Consider the following 23256-nt stretch of genomic DNA (forward strand, 5'->3'; position numbering starts at 1 on the left):
TGTATGAGGTCTCAGGCCGAATCGCAGCCAACACCGAACGCCTTGACCAACGCGCCGTACTGGTAGGCGTACACCGTCGCCCACTGCCACGGTGTGAAGTCATAGGACCGCGGCACCGGACGCATGATCACGTCGCCGTGGAAGCACTGATGAAAGACGTAGCGGGCGCGCACCATGTGGTAGTTCCACGACACCACGATCACGTGGCTCCAGTTGTGCTGCTCGGCAAGCCGAGCCACATACATTGCCTCGCCGCGAGTGGTGAACGGGTCGGGGATGAAACACAGAACGGTGATGCTGCCGGTACTGGCCGCACACGCCTGCCGGAAGTCGGACAGCACGGCCGGCCGGTCCGAGTAGGCGTTGGACAGCAGCACCGTGCTGGCGTAACCCTGCCTGGCCAGATTCAGGCCGTACTCCCAGCGGCCGTCGTCGTCGCCGCCGAGTACGACGATCGCGTCGGCTTTGGACAGCGGGTCCGCGTGCGGGCGAGTGAACAAGAAGTACCCCGTGACGGCCAGGACGCCGGCGACAGACACCCCGACCGTCGCCATAATCGCCAGTGCGCGGCGCACCCTCCCCACGGGGGGCAGGCTACCCGCCAGCAAGCGTCGTTAGGCTGTGCGGCATGGCTGAGCTCGTTCCGGTGCGCGTGGGCGTGACCGCTGGTGACCTGTACACGCTGTGGGCGCCCCGCTGGCGCGACGGCGGTGACGAGTGGGAGGCGTTCCTCGGCAAGGACGACGACCTGTTCGCCTTCGAGTCAGTGGCGGACCTGGCCGCGTTCGTGCGCACGAACACCGACAACGACCTCACCGATCACCCCGCGTGGGAGGACCTGACCCAGGCCAACGCCCACAAGCTCACGCCGGCGCCGGACCGCGAAGTCGACCTGGTGGTCGTCGAGGAGCTGTTGGCGGAGAAGCCCACCGAAGAATCGGTGACCGCACTGGCCAACACGATGGCCGTGGTGTCCTCGATCGGTTCGGTGTGTGAGCTGCCCGCCGTGACCCGGTTCTTCAACGGCAACCCCAACCTCGGCTTGCTCTCGGGCGGCTACGAGCAGTTCAGCGGCAAGCCGGGGCTCAAGCGCTGGCGCGTCGTCGGTGACATCGTCGCCCGCGGCTGGGACAGCGTGCTGTCCGCGATCGACGAGGTCATCACCGTGCCCGAGGTCGACGAGCGGGCCGTCAAGCTGGCCGCCGACGAGCTCGAGGAGCCCTACGAAGACGAGATCGACGACGTTGTCGAGACCGACGTCGACGACGAAGCCGCCGGTGGCGACTCGGACGACGAGGCCGCCGACGAGCGGGCACCGCAGGACGGTGTCGTGCTCGGCAGCCAGGAGGACTTCTGGGCCGAGGTCGGCATCGACCCGGTGCGCATCCAGGCCAGCTCGGGCACGTTCTACACGCTGCGCTGCTACTTCGATGACCGGCCGATCTTCCTGGGTCGCAACGGCCGGATCAGCGTATTCACCTCCGAGCGCGCGCTGGCCCGCTACCTCGCCGACGAGCACGACCATGACCTGTCGGACTTGAGCACCTACGACGACATCCGGACCGCGGCCACCGACGGATCGCTGCGGGTCGACGTCACCGAGGACAACATCTACGTACTGACCGGGCTGTCGGACGACATCGCCGACGGTCCCGACGCGGTCGACCACGACCAGCTGGAGCTCGCGGTCGAGCTGGTGCGCGACGTCGGCGAGTACTCCGAGGAGGACACCGTCGACACGCTGCTGGCCGAAGACCGGCTGCTGGGCAAGCTCGTCGACTACGTGCTCGATCCCGAGGAGAACTCCCGGCCCGCCGGCCCGTACACGGCCGCGGTCAAGGAGTGGGACGAGATCGAGCGCTTCGTCGAGTCGCGGCTGCGCCGCGAGTAGCTAGCTGCTGGAGCCGGCGCTCGCCTTCGCGCGCTTGGAGCCGCCGACTCCGTTGTTGTGCGTGGACTGCGACGACTGCGAGGACGTCGAGGATTTGGTCGTCGACTTCGACGACGACGTGTCCTTACCTCTGGTCGCGGCTGCGGTCTTCGTCCCCGTCGCGGTCTTCGTCCCCGCCGTGGTGTGCGGCTTGACGCCCGCCGTCGCCTTCTTCACGGTCGGCTCCGTGGCGGCCACGGCGGTCGTCTCAGTGCTTGCCGCCGCACTCGACGAATCCGAGGTGGTATCCGGGGCGGTGTAGGTGACGTCGGGACCGCCGACTCCGTAGGGCCCGGGCCGGGTCGTGCCGAACGGGCGCTTGCCGGTGAGGTCCTGGATGCCGTTGTCCCAGCCGGTGGGGATCGAGACCAGCAGATTGCGGGCGAATTTCACCGGGTTCGGGAAGTACGTGACGTTCCATGACGTCGGCACGCCCGGGCTGGTGGTGCGGTCATACGAGGACTCGATGATCACCCGCAGCGGAGCGTCCAGCGTGTCGGCGAACGCGTGGCCCAGCGGCCCGAGCTTCTCCAGCGGCATCAGCAGCGGAAGCACCGGGGTGGAGATCAGGTAGTAGTGCGTGTCGCCGTACTGGCCCTGATCGATCACGCCCGGATCGGTGAGCGTGGTGTTGTCGTAGGTGCCGCCGAGATGCAGATAGTCGACGCCCATCATCGCGTTGGCGACGGCCAGCAGGTTGAGCGGGTTGACCGGGAAGTCCGACCAGCCGTCGTACTGCGCGGCGATGTCGGTCGTGTCGTACTGGGTGTCGGTCGGGGTCGATCCGTTGAACGTCGACCCGCCGAACGGCAAGCCCACCGGGATCGTGACGCCTTCGGGCCCGCGGGCGAGGAATCCACCGTTCGGGCGGTTGCCGTTGGCGGTCAGCACGAAGCTGACGTCGGGTCCCTCACCGGGTGCGTATTCGGCTGCCAACGCCCGCTTTTCGAGAGTCGAGATCGTCGAGCTCTGCGAGAAGCCGTAGACGACGAAGGTGTCGCCCGGAGCCGGCGCGACGGACCCCACCTGGTCGTTGTAACTGCACGATGACGTCGCCTTGATGCAGTTGTCGAGATTCTGCCTGCCCAGCGCCACCGACTGATCGAACGTCAGCGTGCCGTTGTTGGGCGTCGACTGTTCCGGGGTGATGACGGCGACCGTGTTGTACGGACCGCCGGGGACGCCGGTGCCCAGCGTCGATGCGGGAGCGACGTAGTTGCCGATCGCGCCGGCCAGGTAGTCCTGGACGAACTGATCGGTGTCCTCGTCCGGCGACAACGAGTGCCCGGTTCCGCCCATCACGAGAACCGTTGCGCCGCTTGCGAGAAGCTTGAGGGCAGCTGTCGATGTCGACAGCAGAACCAAGGACAAGAATGCTGCCAGGGTGGCCGCCGCCACCGCCGCGCTGCGAGCCGCTAGTCGCATACGGGTCACTCCCCTTATTTTTTCGCCCACGCCCCCCGACCAGGCCTGCAAGACTCTATCAGCAAACGTCATATTGGGCACCCGGCTCCTGGCGTGCGCAACGCCGACATGGGCATCAGCGTGCGCACCTGCGGAATTTGACCGGCCGATAATTTACTTCGGCGTCGGTTCGCCCGCAAACCACATCCGGGCACCGTGCAGTGGGGTGCTAACCTTCGGAAAACCTGTCACGGCACGACAACAGTTGGGGTGAACATCCAGTGAGCCGCGTCCACATCCCGAAGTTGGGGATCATCGCCGCACTGCGGCAGAAGACCGACTACAAGCGATGGGCCGACACGCGGAACCTCTACTCGGACTGGGAACCCCGTACGAAGCGGGCCGCCGAACTGATTCCGGCAGGCAGTCGGGTGATCGAATTCGGTGCGGGCACCCGAACTCTCGAGAAGCACCTGGATCCGTCGTGCACCTACACGCCGTCCGATCTCGTCGATCGGGGCCCGGGAACGCTGGTGTGCGATCTGAACGAACGCCCACTGCCCAACTTGGGCAAGGACACCTACGACGTCGCGGTGATCATGGGGGTCCTGGAGTATCTGCGCGACGTGCCGTCGGTGCTCGACTGGCTGTCGGCTTTCGTGCCGCGGGTTGTGATTTCCTACGGCTGCCCGGACAGCAATGACCAGTTCCGTCGCACCAAGCTCGGAGCGGTCGACCGGATCAGCCGCGGCTGGCTGAACAGCTACCTGGAAGAAGACATCCGCACGCTGTTCCGGGACCGCGGCTATATCAGCGTGCACGAGGAGAACTGGGCAAACGTCGACGGATACCAGCACCGGCTGTTCGTCTTCGCCACGCAGTAGCGGCGGCCCGACCCCTCGCAGCCAGCGCCGATACCCTGTAGCGTGGGGGCGCGGATTTCGCTGAGGGAGGTATTACTGGTGACGTCGACACGGACTGTGGCGGACCTGCTGGCAAACGAGGGCATCGCCGATGTCACCGGACTGTGGCCCGTCGAGATGGTCGAGGACTGGAATCGTCGCCTCGATCCGATCTTTGCTGGAACCGACGGTGAGCGACGGTCGTACGCGAGTGCCGACGCCCTGGCCGAAACCGGGATCTTCGCCGAACTGTTCAGCGAGCCGGCGCGTCAGCTGATCGCCGGGATCCATCCGTCGGCCCTGCTGTACCACTGCCACAGCTATGAGATCGCCGCCAACCAGGGCCGGCCGCACATCCACCGCGACAAACCGCTGGGCTGGCACCGCGACACCGAAACGATTCGGTCCTATACCCCCGACTTCCCGTCTTTCATCAGCATTTTTATCCTGCTGTCGCCGGTCGGCGCCGACGACGGCGCGTTCGAGTTCTATCCGCACCGCCCCAACAACGGCATGCGCGCCGGCGGTGACGCGGTACAGCTGGTCGGCCCGATCGGCACCGCCGCGATGTGGAACCGCTCCTACTTCCATCGCGCGTCGCCGAACCGCGGTTCGGTGCGCCGCCGCGTGCTGAAGATCTCGTTCCAGCCCGCCGGCCTGCCGAACGACCGGATCGGGCTGCCCGAGTTCACCGACGCCCGTGCGCACCTGAGCGATCCGGCACTGCTGGCCCTGATCGACGAGAACCGGGTGGGCAGCACCACCCCGCTGACCGACCGCGGTGAGATCCCGGCCGGCACCTTGCTGCCGCCGACGACGCGCAACGAGCTGTCCCGGGCCCAGGCGGCCTACATCCGCGCCCAGACCGTCGGATTCCGTGCACTGGCCGCCGCGGGCGTTGTGTGACCCAGCCCAGTAGCCGGCTGCGGGCGCTGGTCGTCGGTTCCGGATACCGCGTTCGCAACGCTTTCCTTCCGGCGTTGAGCCTGCTCGATTCCCACATCGAGGTCGTCGGAGTCCACTCCCGCACGTTGGCGAACGCATCCCGCGCGGCCGAACGCTGGGGTGTGCCGGCGATCGAGGATCCCCGGACACTGCGCCCCGGCGACATCGACCTGGCCCTGGTGTCGGTGACGGTGACCAACAACGTCGCCGTGCTGAAGTCGTTGGCCCACCTGGCTCCCGGTGCCGCATTGGTCATCGACACGCCCGGCGTCGGGCGTCTCGACGACCTCGCCCGGCTCGGCCAGTTCCGCCGGTGGTCACCGATCCGGGTCGGTGAAGACTTCATGAACATGCCGCAGTACCGACTGGTCGGCGAGGCGATCCGGTCGGGTGCACTCGGCGAGGTGAGCCGAGTCGCCATGTCGCAGATGGGTTATCGCTATCACGCGTTGGCATTGGTCCGGTCATGGCTGGGACTGCTGCCGCCGACGTCGGCCCGAAGCCGGCGCGTCCCGGGCGGCGTGGACATCGAGTACCGATTCCGCGGCGGAAAGGTCGGCGAGGTCCACGAGCCGTACCGGCAGTCCGAGGGGTCGTTCTCCGTCACCGGCAGCACGACCACGCTGACCGGCGACCCGATGGGCCACCCGATCCCAGACCCCAAGGGCGCCAGCCTCCGTCGCGTCGAGGACGACAACGGCATCTCCGGGTTCGCCATCGATGGGCTGGAAAAGCCGCTGCACATCGACCTTCCGTACCAGGCGGCGCTGCGCGAGATGAAGCTCGAGGACGACTCGGAGTTCAACCTGCTGCGCATAGACGGTCTCGCTCAGGTGATTTCGTCGCTGTGGACCGATGACCCGGTGAACACCCGGTATCGGCTCGACGATGCGGTCGCGGACAACCTGGTGAGTTGGTCGGCGCGGTTCATGCCCTGGGTGCCCACCCCGCGGTTCTAGTCGTCCCGCGTCGCTCCGCCTTCCGCCTCCCAGGCGGATTCACCTTCGGTGTCGTCGAAATCCTGGACGTCCGTCTCGTCGTGGTCGAGCACCGCGACAGGGGCGGTCGCCGCCGCACTCGCGGCGGCACGCTTGGCGGCTTCGAACTTGATGCGCGGCGGTTTGGCCGGCCACCAGTTGGCGTCACCGACCAGTACGGCGGCGGCCGGCACCGTGAGCGTGCGCACCAAGAAGGTGTCCAGCAGCAGCCCGACGCCGATCACGAAGCCGATCTGCGCGGCGGTGAGCACGCTGCTGACGGTCAGCGCCATCATCGATGCCGCGAAGATCAGGCCCGCCGAGGTGATGACGCCGCCGGTTGCGCCGACAGTGCGGATGACCGCCGAGCGCACACCGTATTTCGCCTCGTCACGGATGCGGGATATCAACAGCAGGTTGTAGTCGGCGCCGACCGCGACAAGCACCATGAACGCGATTCCCGGTACGCCCCAAGCCAATTCCTGTCCGAGGATGAACTGGAACAGCACCACCCCGATGCCCAGCGCCGCGCCGTAGGACAACACCACCGAGAGCACCAGATACAGGGGCGCGACGATCGCGCGCAGCAGCATCACGAGAATGAGGAAGACCACGATCAGGGTCATGCAGAGGATGTAGACGAAGTCGGAGTCGTAGAAGTCCCGGATGTTGGCGTTGATCGAGGAGAAGCCCACCATCGAGATCTCGGAACCGGCGAGCTGCGTGTTCGGCGTGGCCGCGTTCGCGGTGTTGACGATCAGCTTGGTCTGATCCATCGCCTCGGTGCTGAACGGGTTGAGCGCCGTCTGGACCAGGTAACGCGCCGAGTGACCGTCTTCGGAGACGAACAGTTTGGCGGCCTTCTTGAACTCGTCCATCGTCAACACCTGCGGCGGGATGTAGAACCCCGACATCGGCGGGTCGGCCGCCTCCCGCTTCATCGCCAGCAGGAACGACGACGCCTGGTCCAGCCCCTGCCCCAGATTGCGGGTCTGGTCGACGAGGGTCTGAACACCCACTGCGAGTTGACGGCTCGAGTCGGCGAGCGTGTTGACGCCGGTGACCGCGTCGTTGAGTTTCTTCTCCACCCCGCCGGGTTGGCCGACGCCGAGTGAGCGCGCGGCGGAGGTCACCTTCTTGACGTTCTGGCTGAGGTCGTGGACGGCCTGGTCGAGCTGTTGCGATCCGTCGGTCTTGGAGAGTTCCCGTGCGAATTCCTCGATGGACTTGACGGCCGGGGTGTTGGCGACGTCGACGATCTTCTGCAGATCCGACCGAGAGTTGACGCAGGCGGGATCCGCGTCGCACACCGGAGAAACGTTGAGCGCGTTGAGCATCGGCGCAGCCCAATCGCCGATGCCGGTGACCCGCAGAATGGTCAGGCCCAACGAGTCGCCCAGCGAGCGCATGCTGGTCACCAACGACGCGGTCTTGTCGATCTGGTCCAGCGTCTTGGCCCCGCCGTACTTCTGCGACATGGCGTCCAGCGCGCTGGTCAACCCGCGCACGCTGGCGATCGATCCCACCACCTGGGTACGGATCTGACCGAGAACGTCGGCCATCTTGCCGGCACCGCCGGAGAGCAGATTGAGGTTGTCGTCGTTGGTGTGGATCAGGTTGGACGCGTCGCCGAGCTTGGTGCCGACTTCACCGGCCTGGTAGGTGGTCTTGGCCTGTTCGAGCACCTCGCCGGTCGGACGGGTGATTCCGCGCACCAGATCGATGTCCGGCAGCTGGGCGATGCGCGCGGCCATCTGCTCCATGTCGGCCAGCGCCTTGGGGGTGCGCAGATCGTTCGGCGACTGGATGAACAGGAACTGCTGCAGCGTGCTGCTGATCGGGAAGTGTTTGTCCATCACCTCGTAGGCGCGGTTGCTCGCGGAGTCCTGCGGCAGGTTCTTGCGGTCGTCGTAGTTGAACCTCATCAGCGATGTGGTGGCGGCCAGCGCCCCCAGGATCACCACGCTGGTCGCCAGCAACGCGACGGGCCGGCGGACGACCATCACACCGGAGCGGCGCCAGAAGCGGCCGGTGATGTCGCGCCGCTGTTTGATCCATCCCCGCCGACCGGCCAGCACGATGAACGCCGGGAGCAGGGTGATCGAGGCCAGGAAGCCCACCACGATCGTCACGGTCAGCGCGGGCCCGACGGTGGAGAAGATGGCCAGTTTGGTGAACGACATCCCGAGGAACGTCAGCGCCACGGTGCCCGCCGAGCCGGCGATCACCTCGCCGATGGACACCAGGGCTTCGACCAGGGCGTCGTCGGAGGCCATCCCGGTCTTGGTGAGTTCCTGATACCGGCTGTAGAGGAAGACGCCGTAGTCGATGCCGGCACCCATGATCATGCCGACCATCAACATCATGGTCTGCGGGCCCAGGCCGAGCCCCAGTTCGCCGAGGCCGGCCACGACCTGCTGAGCGACCACCAGGGATATGCCGATGGTGATCAGCGGCATCAGCATCGCGATCAGGCTGCGATACACCAACAGCAGAATCGAGAACACCAAGCCCACCGTCGCGACTTCGATCATGTGCTGGTCGCGGGCGCCGATGACGTTCATGTCCTCGATGGTCGCGCCGCCGCCCACCACGTTGACCTGCAGCGACGAGCCCTTCGCCGCCTCCTGGACGGCGTTGATGACGTGGCGATACGACTCCTGGCCATCCGGGGTGCCCATGGTTCCGGTCATGCTGACCGGCAGGTTCCAGGCCTTGCCGTCCTTGCTGGTCATCACCTCTTTCAGCTCAGGGGTGCGGACGAAATCCTGGAGTGACGAGACGTTCTTGGTGTCGTCCTTGAGCGTGTCGACGATCCGCCGGTAGGCGTCCTCGTCGGCCGGGGTCAGCCCGTTGTCATTGCTGAGGATGATCGCGGCGAAATTGCCCGCGTCGGCTTCGTGGAAGGCGTCCTGCATCTTCTTGACGGAGAGCAGCACCGGCGCGTCTTTGGGCAGGAAATCCGGCGGGTTGCGGGCCGCGACGACAGCCAGCGGGGTGATGAGGGCCAGCAGAGCGCCGGCCAGCACGAGCCAAGCAGCGATCACGAGCAGAGGGTGGCGAACGATCACCCGACCCAAGCCCGTGAGGAGCTTATGTGGTGACACGCCCCTCAAAACGGCGCGCTTGGACATCACACCAAGTTACATCGCACTGGTAGGCGCAGACGTATCACGAGGTGGCGGCGCAATTCGTGGCGGATACCGGTCCGCAAATCGGATCGTACGCCCGCCGAGCTGCCGGCGCGCGGTGGGAGCGCTGTGAAGCCGGGGCGGAGCAAACAAAAAAGGGTGGGACTGCGCCTCAGCCGATCAGGACCGCGTAGCGCGGTTTGATCACCTCGTCGATGATGGCCAGCCGTTCGTCGAAGTGGATGAACGCCGATTTCATCGCATTGATGGTGAACCGCTCCAGATCGCTCCACCCGTAGCCGAACGCATCGACCAGGCGCGCCATCTCCTGGCTCATCGTGGTATCGCTCATCAGGCGGTTGTCGGTGTTGACGGTGACCCGAAACCGCAGCCGTGCGAGCAGGTCGAAGGGATGGCTGGCAATGCTCGCCACCGCGCCGGTCTGGACGTTGGAACTCGGGCACAGTTCGAGCGGTATTCGCTTGTCACGCAGGATCGCGGCCAGCGGTCCCAGCCGCGCCGTACCGTCGGGCGCCACCTCGATGTCGTCGACGATGCGCACACCGTGGCCCAGCCGGTCGGCCCCACAGTAGGCCAGCGCCTCGTGGATGGACGGCAGGCCGAACGCCTCGCCGGCGTGAATCGTGAAGCGCGCGTTGTTACTCCGCATGTACTCGAATGCGTCGAGGTGGCGGGTGGGTGGATAGCCGGCCTCCGCACCGGCGATGTCGAACCCGACCACCCCCTTGTCGCGGAACCGGATCGCCAGCGCGGCGATCTCCCGCGATCGCGCGGCATGGCGCATCGCGGTCACGAGGCAGCGCACCACGATCGGCCGGCCGTCGGCTGCGGCGGCCTTCTCCCCGTCGGCGAAGCCGGCCAGCACCGCGTCGACCACCGCGTCGAGGGACAACCCGCCGTCGATGTGCAGTTCCGGGGCGAACCGCACCTCGGCGTACACCACGTTGTCGGCGGCCAGATCGGCCACGCACTCGAACGCCACCCGATGTAGGGACTCGGGGGTCTGCATGACGGCGACGGTGTGGGCGAAGGGTTCGAGGTAGCGCACCAGCGACCCGCTGTGCGCGGCGGTGCGGAAGAACTCGGCCAGTCCGGCCTCGTCGGTGGCCGGCAACCCGTCGTACCCGATCTGACCGGCGATGTCGAGGACGGTGGCCGGGCGCAGACCCCCGTCGAGGTGGTCGTGCAGCAGCGCCTTGGGTGCTCGGCCGATCATCTCCGGCGTCAGCGGTGTGGTCATCGGGCGATCCGATCGATGATGAGCGGGCGTGGGTTCGGCGGGCCGGAGCGCAGCGACCCGGGAAGAGATTTCGGCGGAACGTCGACGACGGAGAAGGCGCCGTCCAGTTCGCCCATCGCGGCGGGGATCCGCTCCGGGGTGTCGGTGTAGAGGGTGAACAGCGGCTCGCCTGCGCTCACCGGCTCCCCGGGTCTGCGGTGGATGCGTATGCCGGCGCCGAATTGCACAGGCTGACCCGGGGCGGCCCGGCCCGCGCCGAGTCGCCAGACGGCAAGCCCCATCGCCATAGCGTCGATGTCCCCCATTGTGCCGCCTCGCGGTGCCGGCACGGTCTCGGAATGGGCACCGATCGGAAGCTGTGCGTGAACGTCGCCGCCCTGTGCGGTGACCAGAGCGCGGAAATGATCCATCGCGGTTCCGTCGTGCAGGGTCTGCGCCGGATCGCGACCGTCGATCCCGGCCAGAGCCAGCATCTCCCGTGCCAGCCGGACCGTCAGCTCCACGACGTCGTCGGGGCCGCCGCCGGCCAGCACCTCGAGTGACTCGGCGACCTCCAGGGCGTTACCGACCGTGCGGCCGAGGGGGACGTCCATATCGGTCAGGAGGGCAACGGTCGGCACGCCGTGGGCCAGACCCAGCTCGACCATGGTGGCGGCCAGTTCCCTCGACTCGTCTTCCGTTTTCAAGAACGCACCGCGGCCGACCTTCACGTCGAGCACCAGCGCGTCGGCGCCCTCGGCCAGCTTCTTGCTCATCACCGAGCTGGCGATCAACGGCAGCGACTCCACCGAGCCGGTCACATCCCGCAGTGCGTAGATCTTCCGGTCCGCGGGCGCCAGCTCTCCGGCAGCGAAGATCGCCGCACCGATCTCGGACAGCTGCTGGCGCACTTGCGCTTTGGAGATCTCGGCGGTGAACCCCGGGATCGACTCCAGCTTGTCCAGGGTGCCACCGGTGTGCCCGAGTCCCCGGCCTGCGGCCTGCGGAACCGCCGCACCGCAGGCGGCGACCACGGGCACCAGCGGAATGGTGATCTTGTCGCCCACACCGCCGGTGGAATGTTTGTCCACCGTCGGACGGCCGAGATCGCTGAAGTCCAGACGCTCGCCCGAGGCGATCATCGCGGACGTCCAGCGGGAGATCTCGCCGCGGTCCATCCCGCGCAGGAAGATCGCCATCAACAGCGCCGACATCTGTTCGTCGGCGACCCTGCCATGGGTGTAGGCGTCGATCACCCAATCGATGGCCTCGTCGCTCAACCGGCCACCGTCACGTTTGACCCGGATGACCGTCGGCGCATCGAATGTGAACTGCGTCACGGCTTTTCCCGTTCCACCCGGGCCAGGTCATCGGGGCCGAACGCGTCGGGCAGCAGCTCGGCCAGCCGGCGCGGACCCTCGGCGTGATCGACGAGCAACTCCGGCCCGCCGTGCTCGAGCAGAAGTTGACGACACCGCCCGCAGGGCATCAGGGCGGCCCCGGTGGCGTCGACGACCGCCACGGCCCGCAGTCGTCCGCCGCCGCCGGAAACCAGTGCGCAGACCACCGCGCATTCGGCACAGAGACCTAGGCCATATGAGACATTCTCCACATTGGCGCCGGTGACCACGCGACCGTCATCGACCAGCGCCGCAGCCCCGACCGGGAACCCCGAATACGGCGCGTAGGCGCGAGCGGATACGTCAATTGCCTTGTCACGCAAGGCCGTCCAGTCGATTTGTGACGCCATGACTAGCTCAACCCACCCCTACTGAATGCATTCACCAACCGCCTCGCCGCATTTGTCACCCACCGGCCGAATGGGCCGAGAGCCGCATCTTGTCCCTGCACCGTAATTCTTTCGACCGTACAAACGGAGTTAGAGTCCAATCCATAACGCAACGATGGTGTTGGAGGCGCTGAATGAGTACAGCGGCACCGGTCGTGCCGGCCCCGCGCGACAAGTCGACGAGGCGACGGCGCACCCTTTACCGCGGTGACCCGGGAATGTGGTCGTGGGTGCTGCATCGCATCACCGGGACCACGATCTTCTTCTTCCTCTTCGTCCACGTCCTGGACACCGCGCTGGTACGGGTCAGCCCGCAGGCCTACAACGAGGTCGTCGAGACCTACAAGACGCCGATCATCGGCCTGATGGAGATCGGCCTGGTGGCCGCACTGCTGTATCACGCACTCAACGGCGTGCGGATCATCCTGATCGACTTCTGGTGGAAAGGCCCCCGCTATCAGCGGCAGATGCTGTGGGGTGTGGCCGCGGTCTGGCTGCTGGTGATGGTGCCTTCCCTGGTGATCATCGGCATGCACATGGCGGAGCGGTTCCTGTGAGCGCGCCCGAAAGCCGGCTGGGACCGCCCGCTCCGATTCTGGAACGCAATCACGACCGCCCGGCCGGGCTGGACAACCCACGCACCCCGCGCCGGCGGTCCGGCATGCCGAACTTCGAGAAGTACGCCTGGCTGTTCATGCGGTTCTCCGGCGTTGTCCTGATCTTCCTGGCGCTGGGTCACCTGTTCATCGGGCTGATGTGGGACGGCGGCGTCTACCGGATCGACTTCAACTACGTCGCCCAGCGCTGGGCCTCGCCGTTCTGGCAGACCTGGGACCTGCTGCTGCTGTGGCTGGCGCAGCTGCACGGCGGCAACGGGATCCGCACGATCATCGGCGACTATGCCCGCAAGGACTCCACCAAGTTCTGGCTGAATTCCCTGCTGGTGATCTCGATGCTCATCACGTTGGTGGTGGGCACCTACGTCCTTCTCACCTTCGATCCCAACATCTCCTAGAAGCACTTCGAGGCGAAAATGATTACCGAACACCGCTACGACGTGGTCATCGTCGGGGCAGGCGGGGCCGGCATGCGCGCCGCAGTCGAGGCCGGCCCCCGGGCGCGGACCGCGGTGCTGACCAAGCTGTATCCCACCCGATCGCACACCGGCGCCGCCCAGGGCGGCATGTGCGCGGCGCTGGCCAATGTCGAAGAGGACAACTGGGAGTGGCACACCTTCGACACGGTCAAGGGCGGCGACTACCTCGCCGACCAGGACGCCGTCGAGATCATGTGCAAGGAAGCCATCGACGCGGTGCTCGATCTCGAGAAGATGGGCATGCCGTTCAACCGCACCCCGGAAGGCCGCATCGACCAGCGCCGGTTCGGCGGGCACACCCGCGATCACGGCAAGGCTCCGGTTCGCCGGGCGTGCTACGCCGCCGACCGCACCGGCCACATGATCCTGCAGACGCTGTACCAAAACTGCGTCAAGCATGACGTGGAGTTCTTCAACGAGTTCTATGCCCTCGACCTGGTGTTGACCGAGACCCCCAGCGGCCCGGTGGCCAGCGGCGTGGTGGCATACGAATTGGCGACAGGCGATATTCATGTCTTCCACGCCAAGGCCATCGTGTTCGCCACCGGCGGCTCCGGCCGGATGTACAAGACCACCTCCAACGCCCACACGCTGACCGGCGACGGCCTGGGCATCATCTTCCGCAAGGGACTTCCCTTGGAGGACATGGAGTTTCACCAGTTCCACCCGACAGGCCTGGCCGGCCTGGGGATCCTCATCTCCGAAGCCGTCCGAGGCGAGGGCGGCCGGTTGCTCAACGGCGAAGGCGAACGCTTCATGGAGCGCTACGCCCCCACCATCGTCGACCTGGCGCCCCGCGACATCGTCGCCCGCTCGATGGTTCTCGAAGTCCTGGAGGGCCGCGGCGCCGGACCGCACAAGGACTACGTCTACATCGACGTCCGCCACCTCGGCGCGGATGTGCTGGAAGCCAAGCTGCCCGACATCACCGAGTTCGCCCGTACCTACCTCGGCGTGGACCCGGTCAAGGAACTGGTGCCGGTCTACCCCACCTGCCACTACGTGATGGGCGGCATCCCGACCACGATCACCGGACAGGTGTTGCGGGACAACAACACCACGGTGCCCGGCCTCTACGCCGCGGGCGAATGCGCATGCGTGTCGGTGCACGGCGCGAACCGGCTGGGCACCAACTCGCTGCTGGACATCAACGTCTTCGGCCGTCGCGCCGGGATCTCGGCCGCGAACTACGCCCTCGGCCACGACTTCGTCGACATGCCCGAGCAGCCAGCCGGCATGGTCGTGAACTGGGTCTCCGACATCCTCAGCGAACACGGCAACGAGCGGGTGGCCGACATCCGCAGTGCCCTGCAGCAGTCGATGGACAACAACGCCGCGGTGTTCCGCACCGAGGAGACCCTCAAGCAGGCACTCACCGACATCCACGCCCTCAAGGAGCGCTACGCCCGAATCAGCGTGCACGACAAGGGAAAGCGGTACAACAGCGACCTGCTCGAGGCCATCGAGCTGGGCTTCCTGCTGGAACTGGCCGAGGTCACCGTCGTCGGCGCGCTGAACCGCAAGGAGTCCCGCGGCGGCCACGCCCGCGAGGATTACCCCAACCGCGACGACACCAACTACATGCGGCACACGATGGCCTACAAGGAAGGCACCGAGCTGCTGTCTGACATCCGGCTGGACTACAAGCCCGTCGTGCAGACCCGTTACGAGCCGATGGAGCGCAAGTATTAATGACGATCGCACCTGACGTTAAAGAGCCCGCCCTGCCGCCGATTCCGAACGGGGCGGTGATGGTGACGCTCAAGATCGCGCGGTTCAACCCGGAGGATCCCGACAGCGCCGGTTACCAGAGTTTCCGGGTGCCGTGTCTGCCCAGTGACCGCCTGCTGAACCTGCTGATCTATGTGAAGAGCTACCTGGACGGCACGCTGACCTTCCGCCGTTCCTGCGCCCACGGGGTGTGCGGGTCGGATGCGATGCGGATCAACGGCGTCAACCGGCTGGCGTGCAAGGTCCTGATGCGCGACCTGCTGCCGAAGAAGGACAAGCCGCTCACCATCACCATCGAGCCCATCCGCGGCCTGGCCGTGGAGAAGGACCTGGTGGTCAACATGGAGCCGTTCTTCGACGCCTACCGCGCGGTCAAGCCGTACCTGATCACGTCGGGCAACGCACCCACCCGGGAACGCATTCAGAGCCCGACCGACCGGGCCCGCTACGACGACACCACCAAGTGCATCCTGTGCGCGTGCTGCACAACCAGCTGCCCGGTGTACTGGAGCGAAGGGTCGTACTTCGGGCCCGCTGCGATCGTGAACGCGCACCGGTTCATCTTCGACAGCCGCGACGAGGGCGCCGCCGAACGCCTCGACATCCTCAACGACGTCGACGGCGTCTGGCGCTGCCGCACCACGTTCAACTGCACCGACGCCTGCCCCCGCGGCATCGAGGTCACGAAGGCCATCCAGGAGGTCAAGCGCGCACTGATGTTCGCGCGCTGATCCCGAGTCGGCCAAAACCCTGCCGGTAGGCCCGATTCGAGAGCACAATGGCAGTTCGCTCCGAGTCGGGGGGGACTCATGCCATCGGCGATCGGGTGGTGCCGCACCGGCGGCTTGGCAGTTGCCGTGGGCGCCTGCGTGGCGCTGAGCTGCCCCGCTGTCGCGGCCGCCGATTCGCACGACTCCAGCGGCTCGTCGCACGGCGTCGGCCACGCGAAACCCAAAAGCGGTGTCACCTCGCCGGCCCGCAATCGCATATCCACCAAGGCGCCTAGTGTCGCCAGGCCCCGGCCCGCAATCGCCGCGCGGCTGCCGCACCCCGTCGAATCGGTGTTCTCGGCGGTCCTGGGCGCGCTGACCTTCGCGCGCCGCGAGTTCGAGCACACGCTGTTCAACAAGGTGCCGACGATCGGCTACGACCCGACCAAGAACAGCCTCACCGCCGGCAATGCCATCACCGGCAACGTCGGCGCGACAGATCCCGAGAACGACCCGCTCGGCTACAAAGTCACGCAGCAGCCGACGTCGGGGACGGTGACCATCGACGCCCACGGCACCTTCGTCTACACGCCCGGTGCGCCGATGCAGGCCGGGGACACCGCCCAATTCGTCGTCGCCGTCATCGACCGCGGAATGGGGCTGCACGGAATCCGCTCGCTGCTCTCTCCACAGACCGCCGGCACCACCACCGCCACCATCACGGTGGCGGCCATCGTGGCCGCGCCACCGCAGCTGACCGTCTCCGATGCCACCGCGACCGAGCCCGGGCCGCGGGTCGGCGCCGGCTACTGGCACACCAGCGGCAATCAAATCCTCGACGCCGCAGGCAATCCGGTGCAGATTGCCGGCGTCAACTGGTACGGCTTCGAAGGCTACAACGGCGTCCCCGACGGGCTGTGGACACGCAATTACAAAGACATGATGGACCAGATCCTCGGCGAGGGCTTCAACACGATCCGGCTCCCTTACTCGCAGGACGTCCTGCACGGCCAGGTCCCGGGCGACAGCATCGACTTCACCATCAATCCCGACCTGCAAGGCCTGACGTCGATCCAGGTGATGGACACCATCATCGACTACGCGGGCGAGATCGGCCTCAAAGTCATTCTCGACCACCACCGTAACGACGCAGGCATCAGCACCACGGCCAACGGCCTCTGGTACGACGACAAGTACAGCGAGACGGACTGGGTCAACGACTGGGTGTCGCTCGTTGCGCGCTACGCCGGGAACCCGACCGTGATCGGCGTCGACCTGCACAACGAACCGTACAACTGCACCTGGGGCGGCGGCGGCGCCGACGACTGGGCCCGCGCCGCCGAACGTGCAGGCAACGCGATCCTCGCCGTCAACCCCAACCTGTTGATCATGGTCGAGGGCATCGGCGTTTACGACAACCAATTCTATTGGTGGGGCGGCAATCTGATGGGCGTCAAGGATCGCCCGATCGTGCTGAACGTGCCCGACCGAGTGGTCTACTCGCCGCACGATTATCCGAACTCGCTGTTCCCCCAGGCGTGGTTCACCGGCGACAACTTCGGAGCCGGGCTGCCGAATGTCTTCACCAACGCCTGGGGCTACATCTACACAGACAACATCGCCCCGATCTATCTCGGCGAGTTCGGCACCAGCCTCACCGACCAGAAGGACATCATCTGGTTCGAGGCCCTCACCTCATACCTGTCCGGCGATTTCGACAACAACGGAACCATCGACATCCCCGCCGGCGACGAGCCCATCAGCTGGACATACTGGGCGTGGAATGCCAGCTTCGTCGACAACGGCGGCATCCTGACCGACGACTGGACCACGGTCGACCCGAACAAGTTGTCCTACCTCACGCCCATCCAGTTCGACTTCAACGACCGCACTCCCGCGTCGACGGCCACGTTCACCGTGTCACTGACAGCTGCCTCAGACCAGACCGTCACCGTGCACTACGCCACCTCGGGCGGGACTGCCACCGAGGGCAGCGACTTCGTCGGCACCGCAGGCACGGTGACCTTCCTACCCGGCGAGACCAGCAAAACCGTTGCGGTGACAGTGCTCGGCGATTCCGCGGCGGAGAACACCGAGACGTTCACCGTCGCGCTGTCCGGTCCGGCCAACGCCACGTTGGCCGATGCCACCGGCGTCGGCACGATCGTGGATCACACCACCCTCTAGCCGAGAACCCGGTAGCCGGTCTCGCGCGGTTCGCGCTCCCACAGCACGCCGCCGCCTGCGCTCACACCCGCAGCGCTCAGTTCCCGCTTGAGGATCTTGTTGGTGGCGGTCTGCGGCAGGTCGTCGTTGATGCGGACGAATCTCGGCCACGCCTTCGGGGACAGATCGGGCTGGGCGGCCAGGAACTCCTCGAATTCCGCGGGCGTCAGTGAGTCACCCTGGCGCAGAACAAGTGCCGCCATCACCTGATCGCCCACCCGCTCGTCGGGCACGGCGTAGACGGCGACCTGGTTGAGTTGCGGGAGCCGCAGCATGATCCGCTCGATCGGCGCGGCGGCCATGTTCTCCCCGTCGACCCGCATCCAATCCGACGTCCGGCCTGCCAGATAGATCCAGCCGTCGGCGTCGCGGTAGGCGAGGTCACCGGTCCAGTACATACCGTGCCGCAGCCGCTCGGAGGTGGCCGCCGGATCGTTGTAGTAGCCGGTGAACGGTCCGGAGCCCGTCGTGTTGACCAACTCCCCGACCGCGTCGTCGGCGTTGATCAGGGCGCCATTGTCGTCGAAAACCGCTGTGGCACATTCAGTCACGGTGTCGGGATCATAGATCGACACCCCACCCCAGCCCTTGCCGATCGAGCCGGGCGGGGTGCCGTCCTCGCGGACCACGACGACGGCGAACTCGCTGGAGCCGAAGCCGTCGATGATGCGGCAGCCGAAACGCCTTGAGAATTCCGCGATATCGCGTTCGGTGGCCTCGTTGCCGTACATGATGCGCAACGGGTTGTCGGCGTCGTCGGGCTGTTCGGGGGTGGCCAGCACCAGCGCCAGCGGCTTACCGACGTAGTTCATGAACGTCACGCCGTAGCGGCGCAGGTCAGGCAGCAACCGTGACACCGAGAACTTCACCGGCACCATCGCCGCTCCGGCGGTGACCGCCACCGAGAAGCCGACAGCCACCCCGTTGGAATGGAACAGCGGCATCGCGAGGTAGCACACGTCCTCGGCGGTGATGTCCATCTGAGCCACCAGGCTCAAGCCGCACATCACGCTCATCGTGTGGACGAACGGCACCGCCTTGGGGTTGCCGCTGGTGCCGGAGGTGAAGATCATCATGAACGGATCGGTACCGGAGACTTCATGCGGTACAAGCGGTTTCGCGGTCTCGACGGCTTCGGTGTAGCGCGGTCCCGCCACGTTGAGCACGGTGACGCCCGAGAGGTCCAGTCCGTCGATCAGCGCCGCGTGGTCGTCGTCGACCAGCAGCAGCTGACAATCCGAGCGCGTGATGTCCGACATCAGGCCCTCGCCGCGGCGGGTGGTGTTGATACCGCACAGCACATAGCCACCGAGCGCGGCGGCCGCCATCGCCCGGACGTAGGCCGGTGAATTCGTCATCAGTGCGCCGACGTGTCTCGGCCGCCCCGGATCCAGCAGAGCCAGCAGTGCGGAGGCCTCCGCCGCGGCGTCGGCCAGGTACTCGCGCCACGTCCAGGTGCGTTCCGGAGAGATCACCGCGACGGACTCATCGTCCACCCGGGTGCGCAACAGCTTCTGGACGGTGTCGATCATGCGTCGGCCGGGCGGTAGCGCAGCACGGTCATCGCCGTGCCGGGCAGGTCACAGAACACCGGCGTGACCCGCATCCCGATCCGGATGTTCTCCGGGTCGACATCCACCAACTCGGTGGAGAACCGCGGCCCGACGTCCCACTGCACGACGGCGGGAAGCTGCGGCAGTGCGTCGGCCCACGGCGGACCGGTCGGCCGGCGCGCCACGGTATAGGTGTACAGCGTTGCCGCACCGTCGATCTCGCGCCACTCCAGGTCGTCGGCCAGGGTGCCCGGCGCAAGCGTCCGGGGATAGAACACGTAGCGGCCGGCCGACGGCGAATACTGCACCAGGATCCGGTGCTGGGCCAACGCATCCCAGAACGGCTGCGACACCGGCGTGGGTTCGGGAACGGGCATCGGCTCGGCCATCAGTCGCCCCCCAACACCAAGGCCACCTGCTCGCTCATGATCCCGCCGGTCCCGGCGACGAACGCGGTGTTGGCGTCGGGCACCTGCGCTGCCGCCGAGCGACCCATCAACTGGCGGGCGGCGTCGACCACGTGGTGCATGCCCCCGGACATTCCGGCCTGCCCGTAGGAGAGCTGGCCGCCCGCGGTGTTGAGTGGAAAGTCGCCGCGGAAGGTGAGGTCGCGGTCCTTGATCCAGCTCATGCCGTGGCCCTTCGGGCAGAATCCGGCGTCCTCCAGGGTCATCAGCACCGTGATCGTGTAACAGTCGTAGACGGAGGCGATGTCGACGTCGGCCGGTGTGAGCCCGGCCATCGCGAACGCGCGACCGGCCGAGCGGGCGATCGGGGTGACCATCGGATCCTGGGCGTACGTCGTGGTCTTGAAGGCGATGTGCTCACCGAAACCCTTGATCCACACCGGACGATGACGACTCCTGCGGGCCACATCGGCATTGGCGATCAGCACTCCGGTGCCCCCGTGAACGGGCATGACGATCTCCAGCATGCGGATCGGGTCGGCGATCATCGGGCTGGCGAGCACGTCCGCTTCGGTGATGGGCTTGCCGTGAAACACCGCGCCGGGATGCGCGCAGGCGTTGGTGCGTTGATCCACCACGATCTTGGCCAATGCCGACGGGTCATAGCCGTACTGCGCGCCGTAGCGCTGGGCGATCTGGGCGAAGGGGGCGTTCTGTCCGACGTTGCCGTAGGGGATCTCGTATTCGGCCTGCGGCGATCCATAGTTGTTGCTCGACGCCCCGAACCAACTCGGCACCACCGGCTCCCGCCGAACCGATCGCGGCAGGGCGCGGGAACCGGGCAGCACGGCCAGTACCGCGTCGCACAACCCGAGCTCGACGGCGACGGCGGCGCGCCACACCATGGCGGCCGATGTCGCACCGCCCAGGTCCACTCGCTCACCGAAATCGATGGGCAGCCCCAGGTATTCGCTCAAGGTGGCGGGCACGAACATGTCCGATTCGGCCAGGCCGTGCGAGATCAGCCCGTTGACCACGCTTGCGTCCAGCCCGGCGTCGTCGAGCACCAGCTTGGTCAGCGCCGCGTACTGGTCGAGGGTGAACAGTCCCGGACCGGTCGGCGTGCGTTCGGCGGGCAGCTCCGCGATGCCGACGATCGCCGCCTCCCCGGCCAGCTTCATCAGGAATCCTCGCGGCGTCGAGGCAGTTCCACGGTGGCGGTGCCGGGCATCAGAACCTCGGCGTCGCGCCTGCCTGCGATCTCCAGGTCCACCACTGCGCGGCCCGCCTCGATCCGCTTGGCGATGACCGTGCCCCCGAAGGTCAGTGGCTGTCCCGGAAATGCCACCCCGCGGTTCTGCACCGAGTAGTTCACCAGCTTGCCGCGGCCGCCGATCCAGTCGGTGAGCGCGCGGGCCAGCAGCGCGGCCTGCAGCGGTCCCTGAACCAGCACGTCGTCGTAACCCTCTTGGTCGCGGGCCCATTGCTTGTCGTAGTGGATCCGGTGGCCGTTGTAGGTGGCGGCGCTGAAGAAGAACATCTGCGTCTCGTCGACGGTGACGGTGAGCTCCGGTATCCGGTCGCCGGGCTCGACGTCGTCGAAGAACACCTGGCTCATGGGCGCGCGATCATCGACGTGGACGCCTCGGCGACCAGCTCGCCGTGCTGGTTGCGGTAGACGGTGTGCCAGGTGACCAGAACGAATCGTCCTGAGCGGCCGTCCTTTTCCACGACGGATTCGATGGTGCGGACCATCTCGATCTCGTCGCGATGGTAGGCGGGCAGGTGAAAGGTGGTGCTCTCGCCGCCGGCCATCCGTCGCGGCGCCTTCGGAAAGGCCAGACTTCCCGACACCGCACCCGACGACCCGTCCTGACGGAGACCGGCCAGCGGGCTGACACCCAGGATCGCGTATTGCAGGTACAGCGGCGGGCAGATCACGTCGCGGTAGCCGTTGGCGCGGGCGTGCTCGGCGTCGAACCACAGCGGGTTGTCATCGCCGACGGCGGCGGCCCAGCGTTGCCAATCCCGGCGGATCACCTCGCCGGTGGCGGTGGCCGCGACGGTGCCGACACGCGCCGCCGTCTCCGGGTCGATCAAACTGTCGGTCATCGGCCGTCCTTGCGCCGCAACCGCTCACCGACGGCGGCCCGGCTGACCTCGTCCTCGTCGAGCCAGGCTGCTGCGATGTCGGCACCGCCGCCCAGCGTCGAGAGCACCCTGGCCCGTTCCGACCACAGGTAGAGGTCGGTCTCCACGACGTATCCCATCCCGCCGTGCAACTGGTGGGCGTCGAGGGTGGCCCACTTGGCCGCCGTGGCGGACTGGATACGGGCGATCGCGGTTTCCCGGACAGCGCTGCGGCCCTGGCTGATCGCCGAGATTGCGGACTGGGCGGCCAGCCGGGCCGCCGCGAGCCCGATGTGCATGTCGGCCACGATGTGCTGGGCGGCCTGGAATGAGGCGATCGGCCTGCCGAACTGGTGGCGCACGGTGGTGTAGCGAACGGTGCGTTCGAGGACCGCCTCGCCGACGCCGACGAGATCCAGCGCCGTCAACGCCATCGCGGCGTTGGCGGTGCGACGGAGGTCCTCGCGGCCCAGCGCGGCGCCGTCGTTGAGGACATCGTCGACAGGCACATCGTCGAAGCGCAGCACCGAGGCGCGGTGGCCGCCCATCAGCGCCAGCGGACGCAGCGTAACGCCGTCGTTGTGCAACCGGACGACGAAGCCGACGGTGTTGCCGGACCGGTCGAATCCGGACACCACGACGATGTCGGCGGTGTCCGCGTCGTTGACGAAATCGGCTGTGCCGGTGAGTCGCCACGTGCCGTCACGATCCTGGTCGGCGCGCATGGTGGCGGTCACATCGGCTGCGTCATTGGGATTCCACAGCGCCGTGGTGGCGGCGATCCGTCCGGCGGTCAGGTCGGGCAGCCACGTGACGCAGGACTTCTCAGCGCCGAGGATGTGCAGCGCATGCGCGGCGATCGCGGTGCTGTGCACGCGCATCGGGCACAGGGCCCGGCCGGCTTCGCGGGCGAAGATCCCGAGATCCGACAGGGATCCGCCGGACCCGCCGTAGACGTCCGGCAGCCCCAGCCCCATCACTCCGGCCGTGGCGAGGTCACCCCACAGATCGGCGCGGCCGGCGGCCAGCAGACCGCGCAGGCTGGCTTCCAGGTCGCGATCGTCTTGCGAAGGAACGAGTTTCAT

At 66.9% G+C, this 23256-nt stretch carries 21 protein-coding genes; 9 read left to right on the forward strand and 12 right to left on the reverse strand.

Annotation, left to right across the window (positions count from 1 at the left end; all coding sequences use genetic code 11):
- Nucleotides 1-11: 11 nt before the first annotated feature.
- Nucleotides 12-584: a YdcF family protein gene (locus tag AB4879_RS17830; RefSeq protein WP_370508639.1), complete on the reverse strand. Its 573-nt coding sequence runs from the start codon at nt 582-584 to the stop codon at nt 12-14.
- A gap of 44 nt (nt 585-628) precedes the next feature.
- Between AB4879_RS17830 and AB4879_RS17835 the strand changes: the two genes are divergently transcribed.
- Nucleotides 629-1891, forward strand: a complete 1263-nt coding sequence (locus AB4879_RS17835; RefSeq protein WP_370508640.1) for a primosomal protein — start codon at nt 629-631, stop codon at nt 1889-1891.
- Here AB4879_RS17835 and AB4879_RS17840 read toward each other — a convergent pair whose 3' ends face one another.
- A complete protein-coding gene (locus tag AB4879_RS17840) occupies nt 1892-3355 on the reverse strand; it encodes a PE-PPE domain-containing protein (RefSeq protein WP_370508641.1) in 1464 nt (487 codons plus the stop codon).
- A gap of 260 nt (nt 3356-3615) precedes the next feature.
- Here AB4879_RS17840 and AB4879_RS17845 point away from each other — a divergent pair, with 260 nt between their 5' ends.
- The 3 genes from AB4879_RS17845 to AB4879_RS17855 all read left to right on the forward strand — a co-directional run bounded on the left by AB4879_RS17845 (nt 3616) and on the right by AB4879_RS17855 (nt 6140).
- A complete protein-coding gene (locus AB4879_RS17845) occupies nt 3616-4218 on the forward strand; it encodes a class I SAM-dependent methyltransferase (protein WP_102808533.1) in 603 nt (200 codons plus the stop codon).
- 78 nt (nt 4219-4296) lie between these two features.
- The gene (locus tag AB4879_RS17850) at nt 4297-5142 is read left to right on the forward strand and encodes a phytanoyl-CoA dioxygenase family protein (RefSeq protein ID WP_370508642.1); all 846 of its coding nucleotides are present in this window, start codon (nt 4297-4299) and stop codon (nt 5140-5142) included.
- A complete protein-coding gene (locus AB4879_RS17855; RefSeq protein ID WP_370508643.1) occupies nt 5139-6140 on the forward strand; it encodes a Gfo/Idh/MocA family oxidoreductase in 1002 nt (333 codons plus the stop codon). Before AB4879_RS17850 ends, AB4879_RS17855 begins: the two co-directional genes overlap by 4 nt.
- On the opposite strand, the gene AB4879_RS17860 is transcribed toward AB4879_RS17855, so the two are convergent.
- From AB4879_RS17860 to AB4879_RS17875, 4 genes are all read right to left on the reverse strand, one after another.
- Nucleotides 6137-9292, reverse strand: a complete 3156-nt coding sequence (locus tag AB4879_RS17860) for an RND family transporter (RefSeq protein WP_102808530.1) — start codon at nt 9290-9292, stop codon at nt 6137-6139. The genes AB4879_RS17855 and AB4879_RS17860 overlap by 4 nt on opposite strands.
- A gap of 169 nt (nt 9293-9461) precedes the next feature.
- Nucleotides 9462-10550: an adenosine deaminase gene (locus AB4879_RS17865; protein ID WP_370508644.1), complete on the reverse strand. Its 1089-nt coding sequence runs from the start codon at nt 10548-10550 to the stop codon at nt 9462-9464.
- Nucleotides 10547-11869: a thymidine phosphorylase gene (locus AB4879_RS17870; protein ID WP_370508645.1), complete on the reverse strand. Its 1323-nt coding sequence runs from the start codon at nt 11867-11869 to the stop codon at nt 10547-10549. The genes AB4879_RS17865 and AB4879_RS17870 overlap by 4 nt, the downstream gene beginning before the upstream one ends.
- Nucleotides 11866-12279, reverse strand: coding sequence for a cytidine deaminase (locus tag AB4879_RS17875; protein WP_370508646.1), 414 nt, complete (start codon nt 12277-12279; stop codon nt 11866-11868). The genes AB4879_RS17870 and AB4879_RS17875 overlap by 4 nt, the downstream gene beginning before the upstream one ends.
- Nucleotides 12280-12452: 173 nt before the next feature.
- Here AB4879_RS17875 and sdhC point away from each other — a divergent pair, with 173 nt between their 5' ends.
- From sdhC to AB4879_RS17900, 5 genes are all read left to right on the forward strand, one after another.
- Entirely contained in the window at nt 12453-12875 is a 423-nt protein-coding gene (sdhC, locus tag AB4879_RS17880; RefSeq protein ID WP_081845012.1) for a succinate dehydrogenase, cytochrome b556 subunit, read from the forward strand.
- Between the two features lie 17 nt (nt 12876-12892).
- Nucleotides 12893-13333 carry a succinate dehydrogenase hydrophobic membrane anchor subunit gene (locus AB4879_RS17885; RefSeq protein ID WP_370508839.1) on the forward strand — a complete coding sequence of 147 codons (441 nt, stop codon included), beginning with the start codon at nt 12893-12895 and terminating at the stop codon, nt 13331-13333.
- 18 nt (nt 13334-13351) lie between these two features.
- Nucleotides 13352-15106: a succinate dehydrogenase flavoprotein subunit gene (sdhA, locus tag AB4879_RS17890; RefSeq protein ID WP_370508647.1), complete on the forward strand. Its 1755-nt coding sequence runs from the start codon at nt 13352-13354 to the stop codon at nt 15104-15106.
- The gene (locus AB4879_RS17895; RefSeq protein WP_102809694.1) at nt 15106-15876 is read left to right on the forward strand and encodes a succinate dehydrogenase iron-sulfur subunit; all 771 of its coding nucleotides are present in this window, start codon (nt 15106-15108) and stop codon (nt 15874-15876) included. Before sdhA ends, AB4879_RS17895 begins: the two co-directional genes overlap by 1 nt.
- 78 nt (nt 15877-15954) lie before the next feature.
- Nucleotides 15955-18042, forward strand: a complete 2088-nt coding sequence (locus tag AB4879_RS17900) for a cellulase family glycosylhydrolase (protein WP_370508648.1) — start codon at nt 15955-15957, stop codon at nt 18040-18042.
- On the opposite strand, the gene fadD1 is transcribed toward AB4879_RS17900, so the two are convergent.
- From fadD1 to AB4879_RS17930, 6 genes are read right to left on the reverse strand one after another with little or no spacing between them, the layout of a single operon-like run.
- Nucleotides 18039-19613: a fatty-acid--CoA ligase FadD1 gene (fadD1, locus tag AB4879_RS17905; RefSeq protein ID WP_370508649.1), complete on the reverse strand. Its 1575-nt coding sequence runs from the start codon at nt 19611-19613 to the stop codon at nt 18039-18041. The genes AB4879_RS17900 and fadD1 overlap by 4 nt on opposite strands.
- Complete coding sequence (locus AB4879_RS17910; protein ID WP_370508650.1) at nt 19610-20023, reverse strand: Zn-ribbon domain-containing OB-fold protein; 414 nt, start codon at nt 20021-20023, stop codon at nt 19610-19612. The genes fadD1 and AB4879_RS17910 overlap by 4 nt, the downstream gene beginning before the upstream one ends.
- Nucleotides 20023-21222, reverse strand: coding sequence for a thiolase family protein (locus tag AB4879_RS17915; RefSeq protein ID WP_370508651.1), 1200 nt, complete (start codon nt 21220-21222; stop codon nt 20023-20025). Before AB4879_RS17915 ends, AB4879_RS17910 begins: the two co-directional genes overlap by 1 nt.
- On the reverse strand, nt 21222-21659 hold the full coding sequence (locus tag AB4879_RS17920; RefSeq protein WP_102809699.1) for a MaoC/PaaZ C-terminal domain-containing protein: 438 nt from the start codon (nt 21657-21659) through the stop codon (nt 21222-21224). Before AB4879_RS17920 ends, AB4879_RS17915 begins: the two co-directional genes overlap by 1 nt.
- The gene (locus AB4879_RS17925) at nt 21656-22153 is read right to left on the reverse strand and encodes a MaoC family dehydratase N-terminal domain-containing protein (RefSeq protein WP_102809700.1); all 498 of its coding nucleotides are present in this window, start codon (nt 22151-22153) and stop codon (nt 21656-21658) included. The genes AB4879_RS17920 and AB4879_RS17925 overlap by 4 nt, the downstream gene beginning before the upstream one ends.
- Nucleotides 22150-23256: an acyl-CoA dehydrogenase family protein gene (locus AB4879_RS17930; protein WP_370508652.1), complete on the reverse strand. Its 1107-nt coding sequence runs from the start codon at nt 23254-23256 to the stop codon at nt 22150-22152. Before AB4879_RS17930 ends, AB4879_RS17925 begins: the two co-directional genes overlap by 4 nt.

Source organism: Mycobacterium sp. SA01, from assembly GCF_041287105.1.
Classification (GTDB): Bacteria; Actinomycetota; Actinomycetes; order Mycobacteriales; family Mycobacteriaceae; genus Mycobacterium.

Coding starts and splice junctions, on each gene's coding strand:
- AB4879_RS17930 (WP_370508652.1), bottom strand. CDS start 23,256: ATGAAACTCGTTCCTTCGCAAGACGATCGCGACCTGGAAGCCAGCCTG.
- AB4879_RS17925 (WP_102809700.1), bottom strand. CDS start 22,153: ATGACCGACAGTTTGATCGACCCGGAGACGGCGGCGCGTGTCGGCACC.
- AB4879_RS17865 (WP_370508644.1), bottom strand. CDS start 10,550: ATGACCACACCGCTGACGCCGGAGATGATCGGCCGAGCACCCAAGGCG.
- AB4879_RS17920 (WP_102809699.1), bottom strand. CDS start 21,659: ATGAGCCAGGTGTTCTTCGACGACGTCGAGCCCGGCGACCGGATACCG.
- AB4879_RS17895 (WP_102809694.1), top strand. CDS start 15,106: ATGACGATCGCACCTGACGTTAAAGAGCCCGCCCTGCCGCCGATTCCG.
- AB4879_RS17900 (WP_370508648.1), top strand. CDS start 15,955: ATGCCATCGGCGATCGGGTGGTGCCGCACCGGCGGCTTGGCAGTTGCC.
- sdhA (WP_370508647.1), top strand. CDS start 13,352: ATGATTACCGAACACCGCTACGACGTGGTCATCGTCGGGGCAGGCGGG.
- AB4879_RS17915 (WP_370508651.1), bottom strand. CDS start 21,222: ATGAAGCTGGCCGGGGAGGCGGCGATCGTCGGCATCGCGGAGCTGCCC.
- AB4879_RS17840 (WP_370508641.1), bottom strand. CDS start 3,355: ATGCGACTAGCGGCTCGCAGCGCGGCGGTGGCGGCGGCCACCCTGGCA.
- AB4879_RS17860 (WP_102808530.1), bottom strand. CDS start 9,292: ATGTCCAAGCGCGCCGTTTTGAGGGGCGTGTCACCACATAAGCTCCTC.
- AB4879_RS17875 (WP_370508646.1), bottom strand. CDS start 12,279: ATGGCGTCACAAATCGACTGGACGGCCTTGCGTGACAAGGCAATTGAC.
- AB4879_RS17835 (WP_370508640.1), top strand. CDS start 629: ATGGCTGAGCTCGTTCCGGTGCGCGTGGGCGTGACCGCTGGTGACCTG.
- sdhC (WP_081845012.1), top strand. CDS start 12,453: ATGAGTACAGCGGCACCGGTCGTGCCGGCCCCGCGCGACAAGTCGACG.
- AB4879_RS17910 (WP_370508650.1), bottom strand. CDS start 20,023: ATGGCCGAGCCGATGCCCGTTCCCGAACCCACGCCGGTGTCGCAGCCG.
- fadD1 (WP_370508649.1), bottom strand. CDS start 19,613: ATGATCGACACCGTCCAGAAGCTGTTGCGCACCCGGGTGGACGATGAG.